This is a genomic window from Photorhabdus laumondii subsp. laumondii (assembly GCF_003343245.1).
Taxonomy (GTDB): Bacteria; Pseudomonadota; Gammaproteobacteria; order Enterobacterales; family Enterobacteriaceae; genus Photorhabdus; species Photorhabdus laumondii.
The window spans coordinates 194,695-214,218 of the sequence record NZ_CP024901.1; the positions used below are offsets into that span (position 1 = coordinate 194,695).

Consider the following 19,524-nt stretch of genomic DNA (forward strand, 5'->3'; position numbering starts at 1 on the left):
AGGATAATTAAATGAATAAAAATTTACAATGGTCGCCAATAATGAAGTCAGGTTTTGGTGCTAACATTAGTGCAGATGATTTTTTGAAAGTTTCTGCTGAAGAAATTAAAAATCTTCTAATGAGGCAAGGCTTTGTTGTAGTCAATAAAATAAACCTTAATGCTGATGAATTTCGTGATATATACAGCAAATATGGAACAATAGTTGAATATGCAGATGAAAAAATAGATGTTGGTTTTGGGTATCGTGATACATTAAAACTTGAGGGCGAAAAAGGAAAAGTTGTCACTGGACGTGGACAACTCCCATTTCATGCTGATGGTGGGTTATTGTTATCGCAAGTAGATCAGGTTTTTTTATATGCCGCAGAAATAAAAAACATGAAGTTTCGAGGAGCAACTACTGTTTGTGATCATGTTCTTGCATGCAAAGAAATGCCTAAGCATTTATTACATGTTTTAGAAAATGAAATTTTTGAAGTAAGGGTTCTGGAATATGGCTACTATGTAGATGTATCTCCTGCTGGATGGTTTCAAGTTCCTGTATTTACTGACCTTGGATGGGTGAGAAAAATGCTAATATATTTTCCATTCGATGAGGGACAACCAGCCAGCTGGGAGCCAAGAATTATTGGGTTCACAGATGAAGAAACAAAGAGATTTTTTGCTGAGCTTACTGAATTTATGAAAAATCCCCGCTATTATTATAAGCATTATTGGGAAAGAGGTGATTTAATTATAATGGATAACAGAAGAGTTATTCATGAAAGGGAAGAATTTGATGACGATAATATCGTTCGTCGTCTTTACCGTGGGCAAACTGCTGATATTTAAATTCCTCCCCCTTCATAGAAGGGGAGGTAAAAATAAAGTGACATATGAGTTGTTATAACTATAGAAATTACAAATAATGGCTAATAAAAAATCAAACAATAATAAGGTTTTTAAAGACGAAACATCACTGTATTCTAGATATAGTATATCAACCCTTTTTCTTAAGTTTTTTGTAACTTTATTGTTAACAAATAAAATCACAAAAAAAATTTCCTTATGGATGATGAGATTTATTTTAAATAAAAAAAATAAGTTTTTTATTAGGTTTTTAAATGGGGTTTATTTTGGTGGTGAAAGTATAGATGAAGCAAAGGCTAATGTGATTTTTCTATCAAAAAATAATATTCATAGCATATTAGATTATGCAATTGAAGGGAAAAACGACGAAATTTTCTTTGATAATGCGCTAGAGTCAACATTAAAATTAATTGATCTCGCTAGCAAAGAGTCCAATATACCATATGTTGCCATTAAGCCTTCATCACTAGGAGATATTCATCTTTATGAAGAAAAAATGAGAGGTTGGAATTTTTTTGGAGAAAAAATTAATTCTTGGAGTAGGATATTAGAACGTTATGAAAAAATATTTCATTATGCAGAAATTAAATCAGTTAAAGTTATGATTGATGCAGAGCAATCTTGGATTCAGGCAGCAGTAGACAAGATTGTCATAGATAGCATTATTAAACACAATAAAATATTACCTATTATAACATTAACAATACAATCCTACAAAAAAGAATCCATTGATCTTCTGATGTTACTACATAAAATTGCTATTGATAATAACATTAAAGTTGGTATTAAGATTGTTAGAGGAGCTTATTTAGAAGAAGAGATTAAAAATAAAGAAAAATCAATTGGAACATTTTTTTTAAATAAAGAAGAGACTGATTTAAATTATAATTATTTAGTTGAATACATATCAAAAAGAATTGAGTATTTTTATCCTTTTTTTGCAACTCATAATGAAAATAGTATATCAATCATATTAAATAAGAATGAATTAAAAAATAAATCATTTTGGATTGGACAATTGTACGGGATTGGAGATCATATTTCATCAAAATTAGCTTACAATGGTATTAGGACGTGTAAATATTTGCCATATGGGCCAATTGATAAATCATTGCCATATTTATTAAGAAGGATAAATGAAAATGCAGTGGCTTCAGATACCTTTGTTACAGAAAACAGAAAGATAATGAAAGAGATTATTTTAAGATTAAAAAATACGGGAGATAAAAATGGATGTCTTTAAATTAAAAATTGGAAATGATTCTTTTGATATATCATCGAATGAAACGATTTTGAAATGTGCTTATAAGAATGGAGTTAAATTAAAATATCATTGCGCTTCTGGATATTGTGGTAAATGTCAAGTAAAGCTTATTTCTGGTGAAGTTAATTTAGATCATTCTGGTGGAATATCTAGAGATAAAATATCTTCTGGATATATACTGACTTGCTGCTCATACCCGAAAAGCAACATTGAAATATAGGAAAAAAATGAAATATATTTATTTGTTTTTATCTATAATAATGTCATCAAAAGCATATTCATTTGATAACATGAAACTCAGCTTTGTTGAAGGCGGTGATTTTTACGTTGGTAGTGTGTTTGGCGCTCAAAATTATGAATCTCATTCTAATGTTACATTAAATTCTTTTTATATCATGAAGAATGAAGTTACTTATTCAGAATATAAAGAGGTATATGAATGGGCTATATTAAATGGTTATGATTTTGATGATGGATGTAATGGGTCACATTATGAAGATTGTCTTCCTCCTGAGCAGGATGAAGGCAGGCATCCTGTGACTAGTATTAAATGGTTAGATACCATTCTTTTTTCAAATGCATTAAGTGAGAAATTAAAACTCACTCCAGTATATTTTCAAAAAGGAAATAAAATTATTAGAAAAAAAGACAAAAACTTAGAGATCTTTATAAATACAAACGCTAATGGCTATCGTTTACCTACCTTAAATGAATGGCATGTTGCAGCAAGGGGCGGAGAACCTGCCTTACGATTAGGAAGATATGGATACTATCACTCTGGAAGCAATGATTCTAAGAAGGTGGCATGGTATCCAGAGTTTAATACAAGTAATTTTGGAACACAGGTTGTAGGTAAATTATCTCCAAACGACTTAGATTTATACGATATGAGTGGAAATGTTTCTGAATGGGTCTATGATAGTTATGAACTTGGTACAGTTAAGTTGTACTATTTTTGTGGTGGAAGTTATCTTTCCCATGCAAACAGCTTATCCAGTTGTGATAACCATAGTTCAGGATATATTATGCCAGATGTTGGATTTAGATTAGTTAGGAGCTATTTAAATGAAAAATAAATTTTACCTTATTTTTATTTTACTTTTCTCGTTTGAGGCATTTTCTCATTGCGGAAATAAGGTAAATCTAAAGGATGGAATCAATCTTATAGATTTGAATGGTGATGGAAAAAAAGATGTAATTTTTTATGCCAAATTTGAAAACAATACATCTCATCCAAGTAACACATTAACTGTTTTTATAAAAAATAAAAATGGGAAATTTAATATAGTTCCACTCCCAAATGATACTGGTTTTACTTGGTTTGATTTTAAATTATCTGCTTCTGAAATAAAAATACAAGATTACGAGCTAGGGGTAAAAAATGGAGTTTATTATATTATTTTTTTTCGCAAAAAAAATAATGATGATGACATATTTGGAGAATACCCAGTAGAATTTATTAAATATGATATAAAATATAACAATGAAGTGCCTGGTATTTCAAATTATTATTGGGATTATACTAAATCCTATCTTACAAAGAAAAAATATAAAAATGTTAGTGATGCCATGACAGAATATAATATGGAGTGTAGTTTATGAAATTTTTTTTATTTTTTTTTGTTTTTTTATCTTTTTTTTGTCATTCAGGAGAAAATGAATCTTTTAGAAAAAAAATACAAAAAAAAATTGACGATAAAATATTATTATGCCTAGGTGAAACTGAATGGCCAGTATCAATTAATGAAAATTCTATATGGGTTAATGCGAACATGGAATCTCTTGTTGATGCTGGATTAGTGAAATTGGATTTTAAAAGAGGAAAAAATAAATTATGGAACTTAACCAAGTTAGGAAAAAAAGAATTTAATAAAAATGGTGATTTTTGTTACGGTAGAATGATGTTAAAAGACATTCTAAATATAAATTACATAAATAAAAAAAGAGGATTTATAGTTTTTAACTACTATGTACACTTATTACCTGAATGGGCTAAGAACAAATCAATAAGGTTTGCATATTCTTATCTAGATAATATTATCACAGGCATTGACAATGAAAAATATCAAATTGAATTTGAAAAATCTGACACTGGGATTATTAAAATAATAAGTGATCCTATTCAACTTGAAATTCTTTACTAATTTTAAGCAATAATAGAGTTCAGAAACAACGGAATAGTACACGCCGTTAAGTAACTATTTAAATTACAGCCTCAATTTTTCAGAAAGATGGTCTGTTGCTTGCGCTGGATCACTCTGTTGATTTTTCTGAGGCATAAATCCGATTTCTAGGTTATGTCCCTCAACTAAATTATGGCCTTAAGAAATAAGCAGATACAACCTAATTTCACCATAGCGTGCTGTCTTTTCATAACGGGTGGCGATGCGACGATGCTCTTTGAGTCGACCAATACATCTTTCTACAACATTTCTTCTTCGATACGTTTCATGGTCGAATTTAACCCGTCCATCTGACCACGCTTTTTCATTTGATTTATAGAGAATTATCACTTTTATTCCCTGACTTTTTAACCGGTTATAAGGGGAGCAATCACTCCCATGCTTCATCAGGAAGGTCGTAATGAGCCATAACATGTTTTTTCCGAAAGTCAGAGCCAGATAGATTATTCTATCTCAGCCTATTGCGGGACACAGCCTAATCATCAGCGGGCCTGTGAGTTAACAACGCTACACTCCCGAGAAGTCACTTTGGCCTTTCCTCGCCTTGAGAATAAAGGATTTTTAGTCTCATCAGGTGAGAAGCGTAATAAGTCTTATACATTGCCGGGTATGTCGTTACCAAGCCCTGAAGAACTTTTCTCTGCTGGAACAATAAATAATATTAATAATAAATTGGACTTACCCCATAAGGAATCTAGCTTGCCTCATTCATATTCAGGTATTCAAATCCACCGAGATGAGTTAGGGCGTCTTGCTCCTTCATCGTTTAGCCTGCCATTTATTGATGACTTAAAGTACATAACATCCGATTTAAGAGAAAAATTGCGAGAAATTGCTAAACCAGCTTATGAAAATCGTCGATTAGATCTAGAACAAATGCAATCGATTATTATGAAACTTTGTCAATCTCACTATATCCGTATTGATGTGTTAGGCATACTACTTAATCGTTCTGCAAAGAATCTCAGACAGCGCCATATAAAACCACTGCTTAATAAGCAGAATCTAATGATGGCATTTCCACAGACACCGAATCATCCCAATCAAGGATATACTGTCAAAGATGTATTACAGAAGGATTGATATTTCTTATGGTAGAACAATAGAGAAGTATTTAATTTATTTATACCCGTTATCTTTCAAGTTGCCTCTTTGTTGGCTGCACTTACTCACCCCGGTTACATAGTTATCTATGCTCCCGGGGATTCGCTCCCTTGCCGTCGCGATGCATCTTGAAATCCATTGGGTATATAGGATAAAACAACCAGCAGAAGATAGAAATAAAGTAGGTCGAGGTTCATAGTTTTATACTCTGCAATAAGTCGTTACTTGAATAAAATCAGCAGATTCACCGATTTTTATTTCAACATTTACGTCTTTGACTTCATTAATATTATTTATATGTGTGCCTCCGCATGGGATAGTGACTACCTTAGAGTCAATAGTCGATTTCCATAATCTAGTGTCATTAATCTCTTTTGATTTATATTCAATGGTTATTTCCGCACCCTGAGATAACCAATTATTGAGTGTGTTATTAACTTCTCTATTAATTTTATCCAGATTTTTAATTAGTATATTTTTATCAAATCCTTTCTTTTTGATCGATTTACCAAAGCGATAAATATCAACGGATTTAAGTTCTGTAATAGAAGATTGGTAAATGGCAGCTTTATCTAAATTATAGTTTCCCAAATCATCGGTATCGTACACTTTGGACCATATATGATGTGTTGCTTTATTTACAGCAAGGGACATAAAGTGGGCCATAGAGTGTGCAGCACTTACCTTATACCTTGTTTCATCGTTCACAGATAGAGTTACTGTTTTCCCTATAAGATCTCTCTCAGAAATTCCGTGTAAATCAGGTAAGTAGTGTGCTGGCATAATTTTTTCTGGCGACGTTGTTTGTTTCGTTATTTCCTGATCTATATATAAAAGACCATCAATAAGGCCCGCAGTGTAAACTTTTGTCACAGCAAGTTCTTTATCGCCTATTGAAATTATTCCATTATCATGTAGTTGGTCTGGCCACTTATAGTTCTTTGGGTAGAATGGACTATCTTGGGTTATCAAAAGGGTGCCACTTTCGTACTTCATAACCTCGATAATGTTGGATTCTAATGTCAGGGTCCCTAGCATAAATGAAGCTTCTGCTTTTAATAGTTGATCAATATCTATATCAATAGTCATGTAATATCTCACAAGTTATAATTTTGGGGCATCTATTGCTACCAGGTTGTTTGTTAAGTTCATTCCCTAAAAATAACTTAACAATTTGTTTTTATTTGAATTTTTATCTAATCAAAGATAGGGTTAAACAGTATCGATATGTATGTAACAGCTTTATTTATAGATTATTTTAGGTATTGTTGCAAATGGAAAAGTCACATGTTTTAAATGTTTTGTTTACATGATCAATAGATATTTTCAGAGTAAAATCTGTTGATTAGTTATCACAATAATTTTTTGGATCAAAAAATACACAGTCGAACTAATGAGGTATATGATACATATACCTGATAAGGGGAAATAAATATGGTTGCTATGGTAGAAATTAATATAAATCTGCTGGAAGAAACAATTAAAAAGCGTGAAATTGTAGAGAAATGTTCTCCTGATAAGTCACGTGCTACACAGAGCCGAAGAGCGGTAGATACTTATCTTGATGCTAATATTCCAGAACAGAATAATAGCGTTTTTGGTTTATGGGGGGATAAAAAGTTGGATGGATTGAAATATCAAGGTAAGTTACGCGAAGAATGGTAATGATTGCTATGAAGTTGCTAGTATTGTTTATATAAGAATCTTAAAATGTTCGTGGTTAATTGCTCCAACAGGGAACATGAGGCAGTATTTTACACTGAATATATATAATATTTGGCTAATTTATGTGTCAATCAGGAATTGGAAAGATTGATATAACATTGGAGGGAGAAATCGGATATAAATTCTACGCAATAAAAACCGCGAGAAAGGTTTTAATATTCTCGCGGTAGTCACGTTTTCTAAACTGGAAGATCAATGATTTTCTGTGAAGAAAAATCAAATCTCAGTGCGTGGTTTAGCATTCTCCGCTAACCATGCTGCAATGCGTTGCTTCTGCTCTTCTTTTAGCCACATACCCAATTTGGTACGGCGCCAGATTGCGTCATCCAGTTCAACGACCCATTCATTATCGACCAGATAACGAAGCTCTGTTTCATACAGGCCGTGACCGAAGGATTCGCCTAGATCGGTCAGATTATTAGCACCTTGCAGAATGAGTTCGCTGTTGCTGCCGTAAGTACGCGCATAACGTACAGCAACGCCTTCCGGTAACCAGTTGTAACGTTTACGCAATAAACGGGCATAACCATCACGATCGCATCCTTCCAAATTACCCCCCGGTAACTGACCATTTCTGGTCCAGGCTTTTCCGGCCGTGGGATAGTATTGCATGAGCTTTTCGGTTGCGTGTTCTGCCAGCTTACGGTAAGTAGTTAATTTACCGCCGAACACAGACAGTAATGGTGCTTTGCCCTGTTCATCATGTATGTCAAGGGTATAGTCGCGCGTAATGGCCTGAGGTGAGTCGGATTCATCATCACACAGTGGACGTACGCCAGAATAGGTCCAGACGATATCGTCACGGTTAAGTTGTTTCTTGAAGTGGTCGTTATAAACTCTCAGCAGATAATTAATCTCCTGATCGTCAATCTTCGCCTCTTTTGGATCACCTTGATATTCCACATCGGTGGTTCCGATAATGGAAAATTCATCCATCCAAGGAATAACAAATACGATACGATGATCTTCATTTTGCAGAATATAAGCTTGCGGCTCATCATGCACTTTTGGCACCACAATATGGCTGCCTTTGATCAGGCGAATACCATAAGGTGATTTCAATTTCAGACCATCGTCAAAGAATTCTTTAACCCAAGGGCCGGTAGCATTAACCAGACCTTTTGCACGCCAAGTATAGGTCTTACCTGTACGCAGATCTTCGGCTTCAACCATCCAACCCTCTTGTTCGCGCCATGCACGGGTCACTTTTGTTCGGGTACGGACTTCCCCGCCACGTTTTTTGACTTCTTGAGCGTTAAGGACAACTAAACGAGCATCATCAACCCAGCAGTCAGAATATTCAAAGCCACGGACCAATTCTGGTTTCAGAACAGAATTGGCACCGAATTTTAGCCCTTTACTGCCAGGCAGGCTGACTCGTTTGCCCAAATTGTCATAGAGGAACAGGCCAATGCGGATCATCCATGCTGGACGTAAATGTGGCTGATGCGGCAGGCGGAAACGCATCGGAAAAGCGATGTGTGGTGCAAGATTCAGTAAAACTTCACGTTCTGCCAGCGCTTCACTGACCAAACGGAATTCATAGTGTTCTAGATAGCGTAAGCCACCGTGGATCAATTTTGAACTGGAGGATGATGTGGCTTTGGCTAAGTCTTGTGCTTCCAGCAATAGAACAGAGAGCCCCCGGCCAGCAGCATCTGCTGCAATTCCGGCACCGTTGATCCCGCCGCCGATCACAATCAAGTCTTTAGTTTCCATGCATCCCCCTAAAATGTTCGAAACAGTTCTTTAATGCTCGTTTTCGCTCATGATTGTAATCAGAAATCGATCAATAGCCAACTATTTGTTAAGAAAAAACATGCTCACGTGATATGGATAGCAAATATTACCTTATCCATATAATTTGCATGGCATTAATGAAGAAGCTAAAAGATAGTGTAATTGTGGAACGGCAAGGAGATAGGGGATAGCGCTATCCCCCGAATATAGAGAAAATTCTTAGCAGAGTTCAAGCTGCACGTTATGTTGCTCAATCACTTTATGGATGCTTGGCGGGGGAAGTTGGTCAGTAAAGAGGTGATCAATGAGATTCATGTTACCCAGATTAACCATAGCATTGCGGCCAAATTTAGAATGGTCAGTGACTAGCATAACGCAACGGGAGTTTTCGATAATTGCGCGTTTAATGCGTACTTCATGGTAATCAAATTCCAGTAATGAGCCATCCATGTCAATGCCACTGATGCCGAGAATGCCGTAATCAAGCCGAAACTGAGAAATAAAATCCAGTGTGGCTTCACCGATAATCCCACCATCACGGGAACGAATCTCCCCTCCCGCCAAGATTAAACGGAAGTCCTCTTTTGTCATCAACAGAGTAGCGACGTTGAGGTTGTTAGTGACAATTCGCAGACCTTTATGATTTAACAATGCGTGAGCGACAGCTTCGGGTGTGGTGCCAATATCAATAAACAGTGCTGCGCCATCCGGGATATGGCTAGCAACACGTTGTGCAATACGTGCTTTCTCTTCTGACCACATGATTTTGCGATCGTGATAAGCAGTATTAACTGAACTTGATGGCAACGCGGCACCGCCGTGATGCCGCTGTATTTTGTTTTTATCTGCCAGGTCGTTCAAATCACGGCGGATAGTCTGGGGGCTGACATTAAAGTGTTCAACCAACTCTTCAGTACTGACGTAGCCCTGAAGGCGTACCAGCTCAACTATTGCATCATGCCGTTGAGTTTGCTTCACGATAGTCCCCTAAGTTTCTAAAAATGTCGGTTATTATTTTTGAATGTATGACGGTTATCCCATAACGCCATCAGTAAGCCGATAATTAAACCGGAGAAATGGGCGGCGTTGGCAATCGATAGCCCAAATGCATCGAAGTATCCAACAATTAGCCAGAAGAGCGAAAAAGCCATCAAACCACGGGGAACACCAATACCACGTTCGGGCGCACGTTCACCGGTTAGCCAGACATAACCAATTAAAGCGTAAACAACACCAGAAAGGCCGCCAAAGTGAGAACCACTGAATAATGATTGTCCCCAACCGCTGAAAACCGCGGAAACAATCATAATGACAAACAGTTTTCCTGTACCGAGGTGCTTTTCTGTTTGTCCGCCAAGATACCACCACCACATGAGATTAAAGATGATATGCAGTAGTGAGAAGTGCAATAAGCCGTGGGTGACCCAACGCCATAGTTCCATATGTTGGCTATCGTTAGGCCAGGCCAGCCAAGACATCACCTGATAATCGCCGGCAAATTGCATCCAGAGATAAACGACGATATTTAGGAGTAAAATGGTAAGGGTTAATGGGCCAGCCTGACGACTTAAGTATTGCCAATTCAGATTATTGTGGTACTTCAATGGGTGATTCACATCGCCAGATTGCCAACTGGCCGCTTGATAACGTTCATTTAGCGGATCGCGAGTAAATTGCTCCAACTCTTGCTGAACTAGAGTAAGTTTAGTGTCATCTTCTAGCCACAGTTCGACGTGTTGCCCATCGTGACTGGGGCGCATAGTGAGATGGACCTGATGGGTTGCCATATAATCGATAAAGGCTTGCGCTAGACGCGGGTTTGAAATAGCGATTACGCGGATCATGAGGTGTGTTATGCCGGATTATGTAAGGAGTCAACAGCGTGAGGATAGTCTCTGCGCCAGGCTTCAAAGCCGCCATTAATGCTGTAGACAGTTTCAAAACCGATGTTTAATAAATACTGAGCGGCACTCTGGCTGCTATGACCGTGATAACACATGACCATAACAGGTTGTTCGAAATTGGCTTGTAACATCAATTCATTCAACGTGTCATTAGTCAAATGAAAAGCGCCACATGCATGACCTGTCCGGAAACTCTGTGGATCACGGATATCCACCATAATCGCGGATTTATTCTGCCAGTGTTGATAAGCCTGCTCAGGGCTGATAGTCTGAAAATGTTCCATATATATTGAATTGCTCTTAGAACTTATCCCGTTGGTTATTATTGTAATAATGTTTTCCCGACGATTATCCGAGCGGGAAAATTTGTTATCAGTAATACGTTATTAGTAATACATTTTTAGTAATACATTTTTAGTAATAAGAGTGTTCACCGCGCTGGTGTTCAGTTAAGTCTTTTACCCCTTTTAGTTCCGGGAACATGTTCAGTAACTCTTTTTCAATCCCTTCTTTTAGAGTGACATCAACCATTGAACAGCCATTACAACCGCCGCCGAATTGAAGGATAGCAAAACCATCATCAGTGATTTCCATCAGACTGACGCGGCCACCGTGACCGGCTAACTGTGGATTAATTTGTGACTGCAAAACGTATTCCACACGTTCGGCAAGTGGGGAATCGTCAGAAACTTTACGCATTTTGGCGTTAGGGGCTTTTAATGTTAGCTGAGAGCCTAACTGATCAGTGACAAAATCAATTTCAGCTTCTTCAAGGAAGGGGGCACTCAGTTCATCGACGTAAGCTGACAGTTGATCAAATTTCAGTTCAGTATCTGTTGCTTCAACGGCATCAGGCGGGCAGTAAGATACGCCACACTCAGCAGTAGGTGTACCTGGATTGATGACAAATACGCGAATTTGTGTACCTGGTTCTTGGTTTGCCAGTAATTTGGCAAAATGAGTTTGCGCTGCTTCAGTAATATTAATCATATCATTTGCTCAATAGTTGACTGCTATAGTTGGTTATAATACGCCCATTTTCGTATTGACTACAAGGTTCGACAGATCGCCCAAACCTGCACTGAACGGGCGCCAGCACGAATTAACAAACGGGAAATCTCGGTCATGGTCGCACCGGTGGTAATCACATCATCAAGTATGGCGACATGTTGTCCCGTAACGGAGCCACAAAGCTGAAATGCTTTCCTGAGATTAATTTTACGCCGTGCTGCCGATAAATTTCTTTGTGGTAGTGTAGCATGCGTCCGCTGTAGAAAGCTTTGCTGGTAATCGCATTGTAGCCATTCTGATAACTGCTTTGCCATTAATACACTTTGATCAAATCCCCGTTTCCATCGTCGGTGTCGATGCAGTGGCACACTGAGCAGAATGTTGGGTTTATACCATCTTCCATCACGATAGCCCTGTTGCCAGTGCAGCAGAAACAGACGCGCCAGAACTGACGCAAGTTGTGGGGTGCGGTGATATTTATAGCGACGGATCAGGCCACTCAGTGGTGGGCAATAGTCGGTAATCGCTATCATATTCTCCCATAGAGGCGGTTTTTTGAGGCAGCGCCCACAAGGCAGTGACGGGAGTTCTGAGGGTAGAGCACAGCACGGGCACATGTTTGCCAAACGTTTCAGCCGCTTGTTGCAAAAGCTGCATACTCCATGATGTGGAAACCAAAGAGGCTGATGGCATAGCCAACAGTACCCAACCATTGTTAGCATAGACTTCTTCCTTGATGGCAAATAAAGTTGAGAATAACAATGGCTGATCTGTTTTGGCAGACTTCTGATGAAGGTTCGCGTGATCTTGTGTTGCTGCACGGATGGGGGTTGAATGCGGAAGTTTGGCGTTCCATTGAAATGCGATGTGCTCCGCATTTTCGTTTGCATCACGAAAGAGGACAAGACGACCTAATTAAAAAACAAACGACATATTTTTGCATACTACATCGTCGTTAATGCAACAAGACCAGAATGAATAATTATTTACTTGACAATAGAGATTGTTATAAACATGGTATAAAGTTGTTTTATTCATCGTTAATAAACGTAATTATTTAGGTTACCTATATGAAAGAGAATATTGATAAGTTGCTTTCAAACATCGCAATTATGGAGCCACCCTTAGGGTTACAGGATAAACTTGCTCTTGCAAGACAAGAAAATAGAAAACTGACAATAAAATTAGGCTTTGATCCGACTGCACCTGATTTGCATTTGGGCCATGCGGTTGTATTACAAAAGCTTAAAGATTTTCAGGATGAAGGGCACCGGATTGTTGTTATCATTGGGGATTTTACGGCTGGAATTGGTGACCCGACCGGGAGAAATAAGCTTCGTCCTCCATTAACACCTGAACAAATTAATAAAAACAGTCAGACTTATATAAATCAGCTTGCAAAAGTTATAAATATCGAAAATATTGAAATAAGGAAAAACTCAGAATGGTTTAACAATATGCCATTCAGTAATGTCATAAAGTTAATCTCTAAAATCACTCTTGCACAAATCATGCACCGAGATGATTTTAAAACCCGATTTGAATCAAAAGCACCAGTCCATTTGCATGAGATTATTTACCCTATTCTCCAAGGATATGACTCAGTTATGATTGATGCTGATATCGAGCTTGGCGGAACAGATCAGTTATTTAATAACTTGGTAGGGAGAACACTTCAAGAAGCCTATGAGAAAAAAGGGCAAATAGTAATAACAATGCCATTATTAGAAGGGCTAGATGGCATTGAAAAAATGAGTAAGTCAAAAAATAATTATATTGGGTTAACTGATAATGCAAATGATATGTATGGCAAAGTAATGTCAATTCCTGACAGTGTCATTATCAATTATTTGACACTTGCTACAGACATGGAGGCAGAAAAACAATCTGCGATAGTCAGTCAACTAGAATTGGGCCTTAACCCAATGAAGATCAAAAAAGATATCGCTTATAATATTGTTAAAAGATATCACGATGACATATCTGCAAAAGAGGCCACTGAGCATTTTGAGCGTGTAGTACAAAAGCGGACACCTGAAGAGGCTGATCATGATGTATTGATTTTACCAAAAGGCTCTTATATAACACTGCTGGATCTTTGTTCAGTAGCCTTGCCAGCGATAAGCCGTTCTGAACTAAGGCGATTAATTCGTTCAGGGGCTGTTCGTGTTGATAAAAGTAAAGAAGATGATGAAATTAAAAATATTGAGGTTATCCCGGGCACGCTTATATGGATAGGTAAACGATATAAATTCCGTATTGGCAGTTGAAGGAATATTATTAAAGTAGTGGTAGAGAAGGTGTATCAGGTTTTGTTATTTTTATTAGTTTCTTTTTCCTGATACCCACTACTATAGGTGGCAGAGTACCTATTTCATTGAGCCAAAAATTCACATCCTCAAAAACATCAAGAACAAGTGGTAAGTGGCCGTCTTGTGAATAAAGACTACCACCTGGTGTCAACCATGGATATAGATATTTGAGACAGTCGCGAGTTGATTTTTGAAGATCGACATCCAGATAGATTGCAGCTATTGGTCGTGACCAATTAGCCAAGGATATTTCAAACCACCCTTTAATAAATGTACAGGAACTGATATTACCATATTTTATAATATTATTTTTTACTTCCTGAAGAGAACCTGAGAAATCACCTTCCCTAAACACCGCTTCCCTTCCTTCAATACTGATGCCATGAACTTCATTATGAAACGGAAGGCCCATATTTTGTATCCTCGGTATTTTGGGTTTTATCTATTCTGAACAGAACTTGATTTATTGGATAATTGCAATATTTTCTTTCTCGTTGGGAGAGATCATTTTTATCCCCGTCCTTTACGCGCTTACTGACAGTATAGCACCTGAGGGGTTAAGGGGGCATTACTTCGCAATACAAAACCTAGGCAGTTTGGGTGCAGCTGTCAGTCCTGTTCTGATGGGATATTTAATTTCATATTATAAATCCCCTTATATTTTTCTCATTCTTATCGTCGCAATTTCCTTTTCTTATTTTATACTTCTAGTTGTAAAGCGTGCCTATATAAAACAATGGTAATTATTTTTCATTTTACACTTTCTTTGACTTAAATCTTTTAATCTATTCTCTAGTGATATTTATAGCGGCGGATCAGGCCGCTCAATGGTGGGCAATAGTCGGTAATCGCTATACCCGTTATCTTTCAAGTTGCCTCTTTGTTGGCTGCACTCGCTCACCCCGGTCACATAGTTACCTATGCTCTCGGGGATTCTCTCCCTTGCCGTCGCGATCCATCTTGAAATCCATAGGGTATATCATATTCTCCCATAGAGGCGGTTTTTTGAGGCAGCGCCCACAAGGCAGTGAAGGGAGTTCCGAGGGTAGTGCACAGCACGGGCACATGTTTGTCAAACGTTTCAGCCGCTTGTTGCAAAAGCTGCATACTCCATGATGTGGAAACCAAAGAGGCTGATGGCATAGCCAACAGTACCCAACCATTGTTAGCATAGACTTCTTCCTTGATGGCAAATAAAGTTGAGAATAACAATGGCTGATCTGTTTTGGCAGACTTCTGATGAAGGTTCGCGTGATCTTGTGTTGCTGCACGGATGGGGGCTGAATGCGGAAGTTTGGCGTTCCATTGAAATGCGATGTGCTCCGCATTTTCGTTTGCATCTGGTGGATTTGCCGGGTTATGGCCGTAGCCAGAAATATGGCCCGATGAATCTTGCTGACATGGCGGATGAAGTCTGGCGATATGCGCCTGAAAATGCGCTATGGCTAGGTTGGTCGTTGGGAGGTCTGGTTGCCAGCCGGATAGCGCTTGACCATCAGGATAAAGTTGCCGGATTAATTACCGTGGCTTCTTCACCACATTTCAGCGCAGAAAGTGACTGGCCGGGGATTAAGCCGGAAGTTTTGCACGATTTCGAACATCAGCTTAGTAAAGATTTCCAGCGCACAGTTGAGCGTTTTCTTGCTTTACAGACATTAGGTACTGACAGCGCTCGTCAAGATGCGCGATTACTGAAATCTGTTGTGCTGGCGCAGCCGATGCCTTCTGTTGAAGTGCTGCATGTTGGTTTGGAAATTTTGCGTACCGAAGATTTAAGGCAGCCTTTGGCTGAGCTTGCCATACCGTTCTTGCGGATTTACGGTTATCTGGATGGGTTGGTGCCAAGAAAAATTATCAACATTCTTGATGAAAAATGGCCGCGTTCAGTTTCAGCCATGATGCGCCATGCCGCTCATGCGCCTTTTATTTCTCATCCGGATGAGTTTGTTGGATTGTTGACTGAATTTGCTAGTAGAGAAGTATTGCAAGGTCGATGAGATAACAGATTTTTATTGGCGTGATTTGGAAAGGTAAAGCGTCTGCCGCGTGAATGCTGTTGGTACGCATAATTTTTTGAGTGATTTTATTGGGAGTATATCTGCGCTCAAGGAGCTTTCTAAGCTACCTGTTGGTCTCAAAGTTTCAATGATTGAAGCCATTGAAGAATTGGAAGCTGCTGGAACAGATTTAAAAGAGCCTAAAGTCAGAGACATTGGAAACGGGCTTAAGGAGTTAAGAGTGAGCGCTTCTGAGGGTATTGCAAGGGGATTTTTCTTTTTTGCAGTTGGACAACAGTTTTATGTTGTTCATATACTGCAAAAGAAAACCCAAAAAACGCCGAAGAAATCGCTCGATCTGGCAAACCAACGAATGCAAGAGGTTAAACGGAGTCTTAAAAATGTCTGATAATGATTATGATATTATCCCGTTTTCTGAAGCCAAAACGCTTCTCTTAGAAGATGCCGCGACTCTGGAAGCATATAACGATATCCAGATCCGTAAGGCGTTGATGAAACAGCTGAAAGATGCACGTAAAGCGTTACATCTTACTCAACAAGATGTTGCTCAGAAGATTGGCACTCAGAAGCAAAATATTAGTCGTATGGAAAATGGTAAAAGTGTGCCAAATCTGGATACTTTAAGCCGCTATGCTGCCGCGCTTGGAGGAAGATTTATTTTCCAAATGCCTGTAAGTCAATAGATTGTATGTGTTTAGTTATGGCTTATGACTCTTTGGACCAACAGATTGTTGATAAGCCCCCCTTTAAAAGAGGGGAGTTGTCTCAGATTAACTATATATGATTAGCCATTCTATAATATGGCTCAGTATCCCCCAGCGATCCGATAAACCACCGTGTCACATTGCTGTACTTCCGGGCACTGTTTGCAACTGCCACTCAGGCAGGCAGTTGCATTGAGCTTTTCCAGTTTGCCCATTACGGTGAGTTGTTCAAGCATCGCTTCTACCATCGATAATGAAGCAGAAAGCTGGTGGCTTAACAACTTAGCATCTGCTCGCCCATTCAGAGCGACGGCATCCCTTACTTGTAATAGGCTAATCATTTTCAATTCCTAGTGACAGTTTCCACTGGAGCAGTGGCAACTATTTCCCGGGTTGCTGATTAACTTCATCGTCACACGGCTGCGTGCCCGCCGCAGGAAGCAGAATACCAGCGCGTTAAATAGAACGACGGTCAAAATGATGATCAGGCTGCTTTGTGGATGCTGTGAGAAAGTTACCACCTGGTAGAACAGGGCTGAAATTGAATAAGCCACGTTCAATCCCCACAGAATGGAAAATGTCATCCAGCCACGGCTGGTTTCACGAGCGATCGCGCCCATCACCGAGACACAAGGCACATATAACAGAACAAAGATCAGGTAACTGTAAGCTGAAATAGAGGAGCCAAATTTGGCACTCATTGTTCCCATAGAGCTACTATCCATTTCACCGTCACCTTTACTGGCTTCGATTGGGTTGGTCAGCACGCTCAGAGTGAATGTCTCTTTCAAACTATCCCAAGTTTCACCAACTGCATCTTTCAGCTCAGCAAACAGGTTGAACTCATCTGCGTTAAACGGTTCATTAGCAATGTTTTCTGCGGTATACAGAGTATTTAATGTTCCAACTACCACTTCTTTTGCCATAGCACCAGTTATCAAACCAACAGTTGCTTGCCAGTTATCTGAGTGAACGCCAATTGGCTGTAATACTGGCGTAATAATCTTGCTAACCGAAGCCAGAGCGGATTGGTTGATGCTATCCACTGTCTTACCAGAGAATGAGAAGCTGTTGAGTGCACCAATAAACATACTGGCGATAACGATTACTTTACCGGCACGGATAACAAAACCTTTCAGACGTTGCCATGTTTGCAGAAGCAAGGTTTTTAGATGTGGAATATGGTAAACCGGGAGTTCCATAACGAAGGGTGAAGCTTCGCCACGCATAATGGTGTATTTCAACATCAGGCCAGTCAGAATAGCGACGACAATGCCCAATATATAAAGGGAAAAAACAATGGTTGCCCCGTTTTTGCCAAAGAATGCGGCGGTAAATACGGCAAAGATGGCTAATCGTGCACCGCAAGACATAAAGGGTGCCATCATAATCGTGATTAAGCGTTCACGCGGCGCATCTAGCGTTCTCGCCCCCATAATGGATGGGACGTTGCAACCGAAGCCAACGATCAACGGGACAAACGATTTACCCGGTAGTCCTAAAACTTGCATCAGACGATCCATGACAAACGCAGCCCGCGCCATATAACCGGAGTCCTCAAGAAAAGAGAGGAATAAATACATCATGCCGATTTGTGGTACTAGCGGCAAAACCGTGTTGATACCCCCACCGAGACCTTGTGCGAGGAAAATCGTCAGCCATTCTGGAAAACTTAAGGTATGACCAAGCCATTGAACCCCATGAATGAAAATAGCAACAGAACCACTGTCAAAGATAGGTTGTAGCGCACCACCGATATTAATTGCCAGCACGAACATTAAATACATAACCGCCAGGAAAATAGGTACACCTAACCAACGATTGAGGATAATTCTGTCAATTGCCTGAGTGAGTTTGTTTGGCATGGCTTTTTGGGTATCAATCACGGCCATGCACAATGTATTGATGCTTTGATAGCGCGCATCGGCAATCACCAGTTCAGGCTCTTCATGTTGCTGTTGTTGCAAACGTTCTTTGGATTTAATCAGCATTGAGGTAGCAAGGCCGGAACGTTCCAGGCTGTAAATATCCCCTTCAAGCATCTGAAGCGCTAGCCAGCGGCGTTGTTGAGCATGAAAATTGTCTGAAATTACACCAGATAACGTCTCAACTTCTTGCAACAGGCAATCAGGGTAGTGAATCAGTGACTGCCCGAAATTCTGCTTATGGTGGTCAATTGCCCGTTTCAGCTCATTCACTCCAGTTGCACGAGTCGAAACCATTGGAATGACTGGACAGCCGAGGCGTTGTTCCAGTTCGGCAATATCAATTTGGATATGCTGACTGTCAGCAATATCCAACATATTGAGTGCAACGATGCATGGAATGCCTAATTCCAACAGTTGTAACGTCAGATAGAGATTTCGTTCAAGGTTAGCAGCATCTACGACGTTGATCAGCATGTCAGCATCACCGCTCAGGATGTAGTGGCAAGCTATCTGCTCATCCAGTGATGTTTGTTCGGAAATCGTGGTCAGAGAGTAAGTTCCCGGTAGGTCAACTAACTCAATTTTATGGTCCGCAGTGGTAAAACGGCCAACTTTTCGTTCTACCGTAACGCCAGCCCAGTTGCCTACACGTTGGCGAGCGCCAGTAAGCTGGTTAAATAATGTCGTTTTGCCGGCATTGGGGTTGCCAATTAAGCCAATGGTCAGTGCTTTCATGTTGTTGGTGCCAAATTAGATTAGGAGTAACCGTTTCGTTGCTTG

At 39.2% G+C, this 19,524-nt stretch carries 24 protein-coding genes and 2 pseudogenes; 14 read left to right on the top strand and 12 right to left on the bottom strand.

Annotated features, from left to right (window positions below; genetic code table 11):
* The first annotated feature begins 11 nt into the window (after nt 1–11).
* The 6 genes from cpmC (at nt 12) to cpmH (ending at nt 4,259) form a co-directional block, all read left to right on the top strand.
* Nucleotides 12–833, top strand: a complete 822-nt coding sequence (gene cpmC / locus PluTT01m_RS00945; protein ID WP_011144586.1) for a (5R)-carbapenem-3-carboxylate synthase — start codon at nt 12–14, stop codon at nt 831–833.
* 76 nt (nt 834–909) lie between these two features.
* Nucleotides 910–2,094: a carbapenem biosynthesis protein CpmD gene (gene cpmD / locus PluTT01m_RS00950; RefSeq protein WP_011144587.1), complete on the top strand. Its 1,185-nt coding sequence runs from the start codon at nt 910–912 to the stop codon at nt 2,092–2,094.
* Nucleotides 2,081–2,335 carry a carbapenem biosynthesis protein CpmE gene (gene cpmE / locus PluTT01m_RS00955; protein WP_011144588.1) on the top strand — a complete coding sequence of 85 codons (255 nt, stop codon included), beginning with the start codon at nt 2,081–2,083 and terminating at the stop codon, nt 2,333–2,335. Before cpmD ends, cpmE begins: the two co-directional genes overlap by 14 nt.
* Nucleotides 2,336–2,342: 7 nt before the next feature.
* Nucleotides 2,343–3,191 carry a carbapenem biosynthesis protein CpmF gene (gene cpmF / locus PluTT01m_RS00960; protein ID WP_011144589.1) on the top strand — a complete coding sequence of 283 codons (849 nt, stop codon included), beginning with the start codon at nt 2,343–2,345 and terminating at the stop codon, nt 3,189–3,191.
* Entirely contained in the window at nt 3,181–3,717 is a 537-nt protein-coding gene (gene cpmG / locus PluTT01m_RS00965) for a carbapenem biosynthesis protein CpmG (protein ID WP_011144590.1), read from the top strand. The genes cpmF and cpmG overlap by 11 nt, the downstream gene beginning before the upstream one ends.
* Entirely contained in the window at nt 3,714–4,259 is a 546-nt protein-coding gene (gene cpmH / locus PluTT01m_RS00970; RefSeq protein WP_011144591.1) for a carbapenem biosynthesis protein CpmH, read from the top strand. Before cpmG ends, cpmH begins: the two co-directional genes overlap by 4 nt.
* 164 nt (nt 4,260–4,423) lie before the next feature.
* On the opposite strand, the pseudogene PluTT01m_RS28145 reads toward cpmH, so the two are convergent.
* A pseudogene (locus PluTT01m_RS28145) lies at nt 4,424–4,565 on the bottom strand (IS5 family transposase); the annotation flags it as partial.
* A gap of 261 nt (nt 4,566–4,826) precedes the next feature.
* On the opposite strand from PluTT01m_RS28145, the gene PluTT01m_RS00980 reads away from it, so the two are divergent.
* Nucleotides 4,827–5,381: a hypothetical protein gene (locus PluTT01m_RS00980; RefSeq protein ID WP_011144592.1), complete on the top strand. Its 555-nt coding sequence runs from the start codon at nt 4,827–4,829 to the stop codon at nt 5,379–5,381.
* Between the two features lie 222 nt (nt 5,382–5,603).
* Here the strand turns inward: PluTT01m_RS00980 and PluTT01m_RS00985 are convergent, their stop codons facing one another.
* The gene (locus tag PluTT01m_RS00985; protein ID WP_041379858.1) at nt 5,604–6,491 is read right to left on the bottom strand and encodes an alanyl-tRNA editing protein; all 888 of its coding nucleotides are present in this window, start codon (nt 6,489–6,491) and stop codon (nt 5,604–5,606) included.
* 345 nt (nt 6,492–6,836) lie between these two features.
* Between PluTT01m_RS00985 and PluTT01m_RS00990 the strand changes: the two genes are divergently transcribed.
* Nucleotides 6,837–7,067 carry a hypothetical protein gene (locus tag PluTT01m_RS00990; RefSeq protein WP_011144594.1) on the top strand — a complete coding sequence of 77 codons (231 nt, stop codon included), beginning with the start codon at nt 6,837–6,839 and terminating at the stop codon, nt 7,065–7,067.
* Nucleotides 7,068–7,343: 276 nt separating this feature from the next.
* Here PluTT01m_RS00990 and glpD read toward each other — a convergent pair whose 3' ends face one another.
* The 6 genes from glpD to gntX all read right to left on the bottom strand — a co-directional run bounded on the left by glpD (nt 7,344) and on the right by gntX (nt 12,504).
* Nucleotides 7,344–8,846, bottom strand: coding sequence for a glycerol-3-phosphate dehydrogenase (gene glpD, locus PluTT01m_RS00995; RefSeq protein ID WP_011144595.1), 1,503 nt, complete (start codon nt 8,844–8,846; stop codon nt 7,344–7,346).
* A 240-nt stretch (nt 8,847–9,086) separates the two neighbouring features.
* Complete coding sequence (locus PluTT01m_RS01000) at nt 9,087–9,845, bottom strand: DeoR/GlpR family transcriptional regulator (protein WP_011144596.1); 759 nt, start codon at nt 9,843–9,845, stop codon at nt 9,087–9,089.
* Between the two features lie 17 nt (nt 9,846–9,862).
* Nucleotides 9,863–10,711, bottom strand: coding sequence for a rhomboid family intramembrane serine protease GlpG (gene glpG, locus PluTT01m_RS01005; protein ID WP_011144597.1), 849 nt, complete (start codon nt 10,709–10,711; stop codon nt 9,863–9,865).
* Nucleotides 10,712–10,719: 8 nt separating this feature from the next.
* Nucleotides 10,720–11,055: a thiosulfate sulfurtransferase GlpE gene (glpE, locus tag PluTT01m_RS01010; RefSeq protein ID WP_011144598.1), complete on the bottom strand. Its 336-nt coding sequence runs from the start codon at nt 11,053–11,055 to the stop codon at nt 10,720–10,722.
* A 130-nt stretch (nt 11,056–11,185) separates the two neighbouring features.
* Entirely contained in the window at nt 11,186–11,761 is a 576-nt protein-coding gene (nfuA, locus tag PluTT01m_RS01015; protein ID WP_011144599.1) for a Fe-S biogenesis protein NfuA, read from the bottom strand.
* 59 nt (nt 11,762–11,820) lie between these two features.
* A complete protein-coding gene (gene gntX, locus PluTT01m_RS01020; RefSeq protein WP_011144600.1) occupies nt 11,821–12,504 on the bottom strand; it encodes a DNA utilization protein GntX in 684 nt (227 codons plus the stop codon).
* A gap of 39 nt (nt 12,505–12,543) precedes the next feature.
* Between gntX and PluTT01m_RS27340 the strand changes: the two are divergent.
* Nucleotides 12,544–12,672: pseudogene (locus tag PluTT01m_RS27340) on the top strand (pimeloyl-ACP methyl ester esterase BioH); the annotation flags it as partial.
* A gap of 180 nt (nt 12,673–12,852) precedes the next feature.
* Complete coding sequence (gene tyrS / locus PluTT01m_RS01030) at nt 12,853–14,052, top strand: tyrosine--tRNA ligase (RefSeq protein ID WP_011144601.1); 1,200 nt, start codon at nt 12,853–12,855, stop codon at nt 14,050–14,052.
* A 10-nt stretch (nt 14,053–14,062) separates the two neighbouring features.
* Here tyrS and PluTT01m_RS01035 read toward each other — a convergent pair whose 3' ends face one another.
* Nucleotides 14,063–14,506, bottom strand: coding sequence for a TylF/MycF/NovP-related O-methyltransferase (locus tag PluTT01m_RS01035; protein ID WP_011144602.1), 444 nt, complete (start codon nt 14,504–14,506; stop codon nt 14,063–14,065).
* A 16-nt stretch (nt 14,507–14,522) separates the two neighbouring features.
* On the opposite strand from PluTT01m_RS01035, the gene PluTT01m_RS28150 reads away from it, so the two are divergent.
* A complete protein-coding gene (locus tag PluTT01m_RS28150; RefSeq protein WP_350404442.1) occupies nt 14,523–14,837 on the top strand; it encodes a hypothetical protein in 315 nt (104 codons plus the stop codon).
* Between the two features lie 175 nt (nt 14,838–15,012).
* On the opposite strand, the gene PluTT01m_RS01045 is transcribed toward PluTT01m_RS28150, so the two are convergent.
* Entirely contained in the window at nt 15,013–15,306 is a 294-nt protein-coding gene (locus tag PluTT01m_RS01045; protein WP_041379860.1) for a hypothetical protein, read from the bottom strand.
* Between PluTT01m_RS01045 and bioH the strand changes: the two genes are divergently transcribed.
* From bioH to PluTT01m_RS01060, 3 genes are all read left to right on the top strand, one after another.
* Nucleotides 15,306–16,091 (top strand): pimeloyl-ACP methyl ester esterase BioH, encoded by a 786-nt coding sequence (gene bioH / locus PluTT01m_RS01050; RefSeq protein ID WP_011144604.1) that lies wholly within the window; start codon nt 15,306–15,308, stop codon nt 16,089–16,091. The two genes, PluTT01m_RS01045 and bioH, sit on opposite strands and share 1 nt — an antisense overlap.
* Nucleotides 16,092–16,167: 76 nt before the next feature.
* Entirely contained in the window at nt 16,168–16,500 is a 333-nt protein-coding gene (locus PluTT01m_RS01055) for a type II toxin-antitoxin system RelE/ParE family toxin (RefSeq protein WP_011144605.1), read from the top strand.
* A complete protein-coding gene (locus tag PluTT01m_RS01060) occupies nt 16,493–16,795 on the top strand; it encodes a helix-turn-helix domain-containing protein (protein ID WP_011144606.1) in 303 nt (100 codons plus the stop codon). Before PluTT01m_RS01055 ends, PluTT01m_RS01060 begins: the two co-directional genes overlap by 8 nt.
* Nucleotides 16,796–16,917: 122 nt before the next feature.
* On the opposite strand, the gene PluTT01m_RS01065 is transcribed toward PluTT01m_RS01060, so the two are convergent.
* Nucleotides 16,918–17,157: a FeoC-like transcriptional regulator gene (locus tag PluTT01m_RS01065; protein ID WP_011144607.1), complete on the bottom strand. Its 240-nt coding sequence runs from the start codon at nt 17,155–17,157 to the stop codon at nt 16,918–16,920.
* Between the two features lie 9 nt (nt 17,158–17,166).
* Nucleotides 17,167–19,479, bottom strand: a complete 2,313-nt coding sequence (feoB, locus tag PluTT01m_RS01070; RefSeq protein WP_011144608.1) for a Fe(2+) transporter permease subunit FeoB — start codon at nt 19,477–19,479, stop codon at nt 17,167–17,169.
* Nucleotides 19,480–19,524 lie beyond the last annotated feature (45 nt).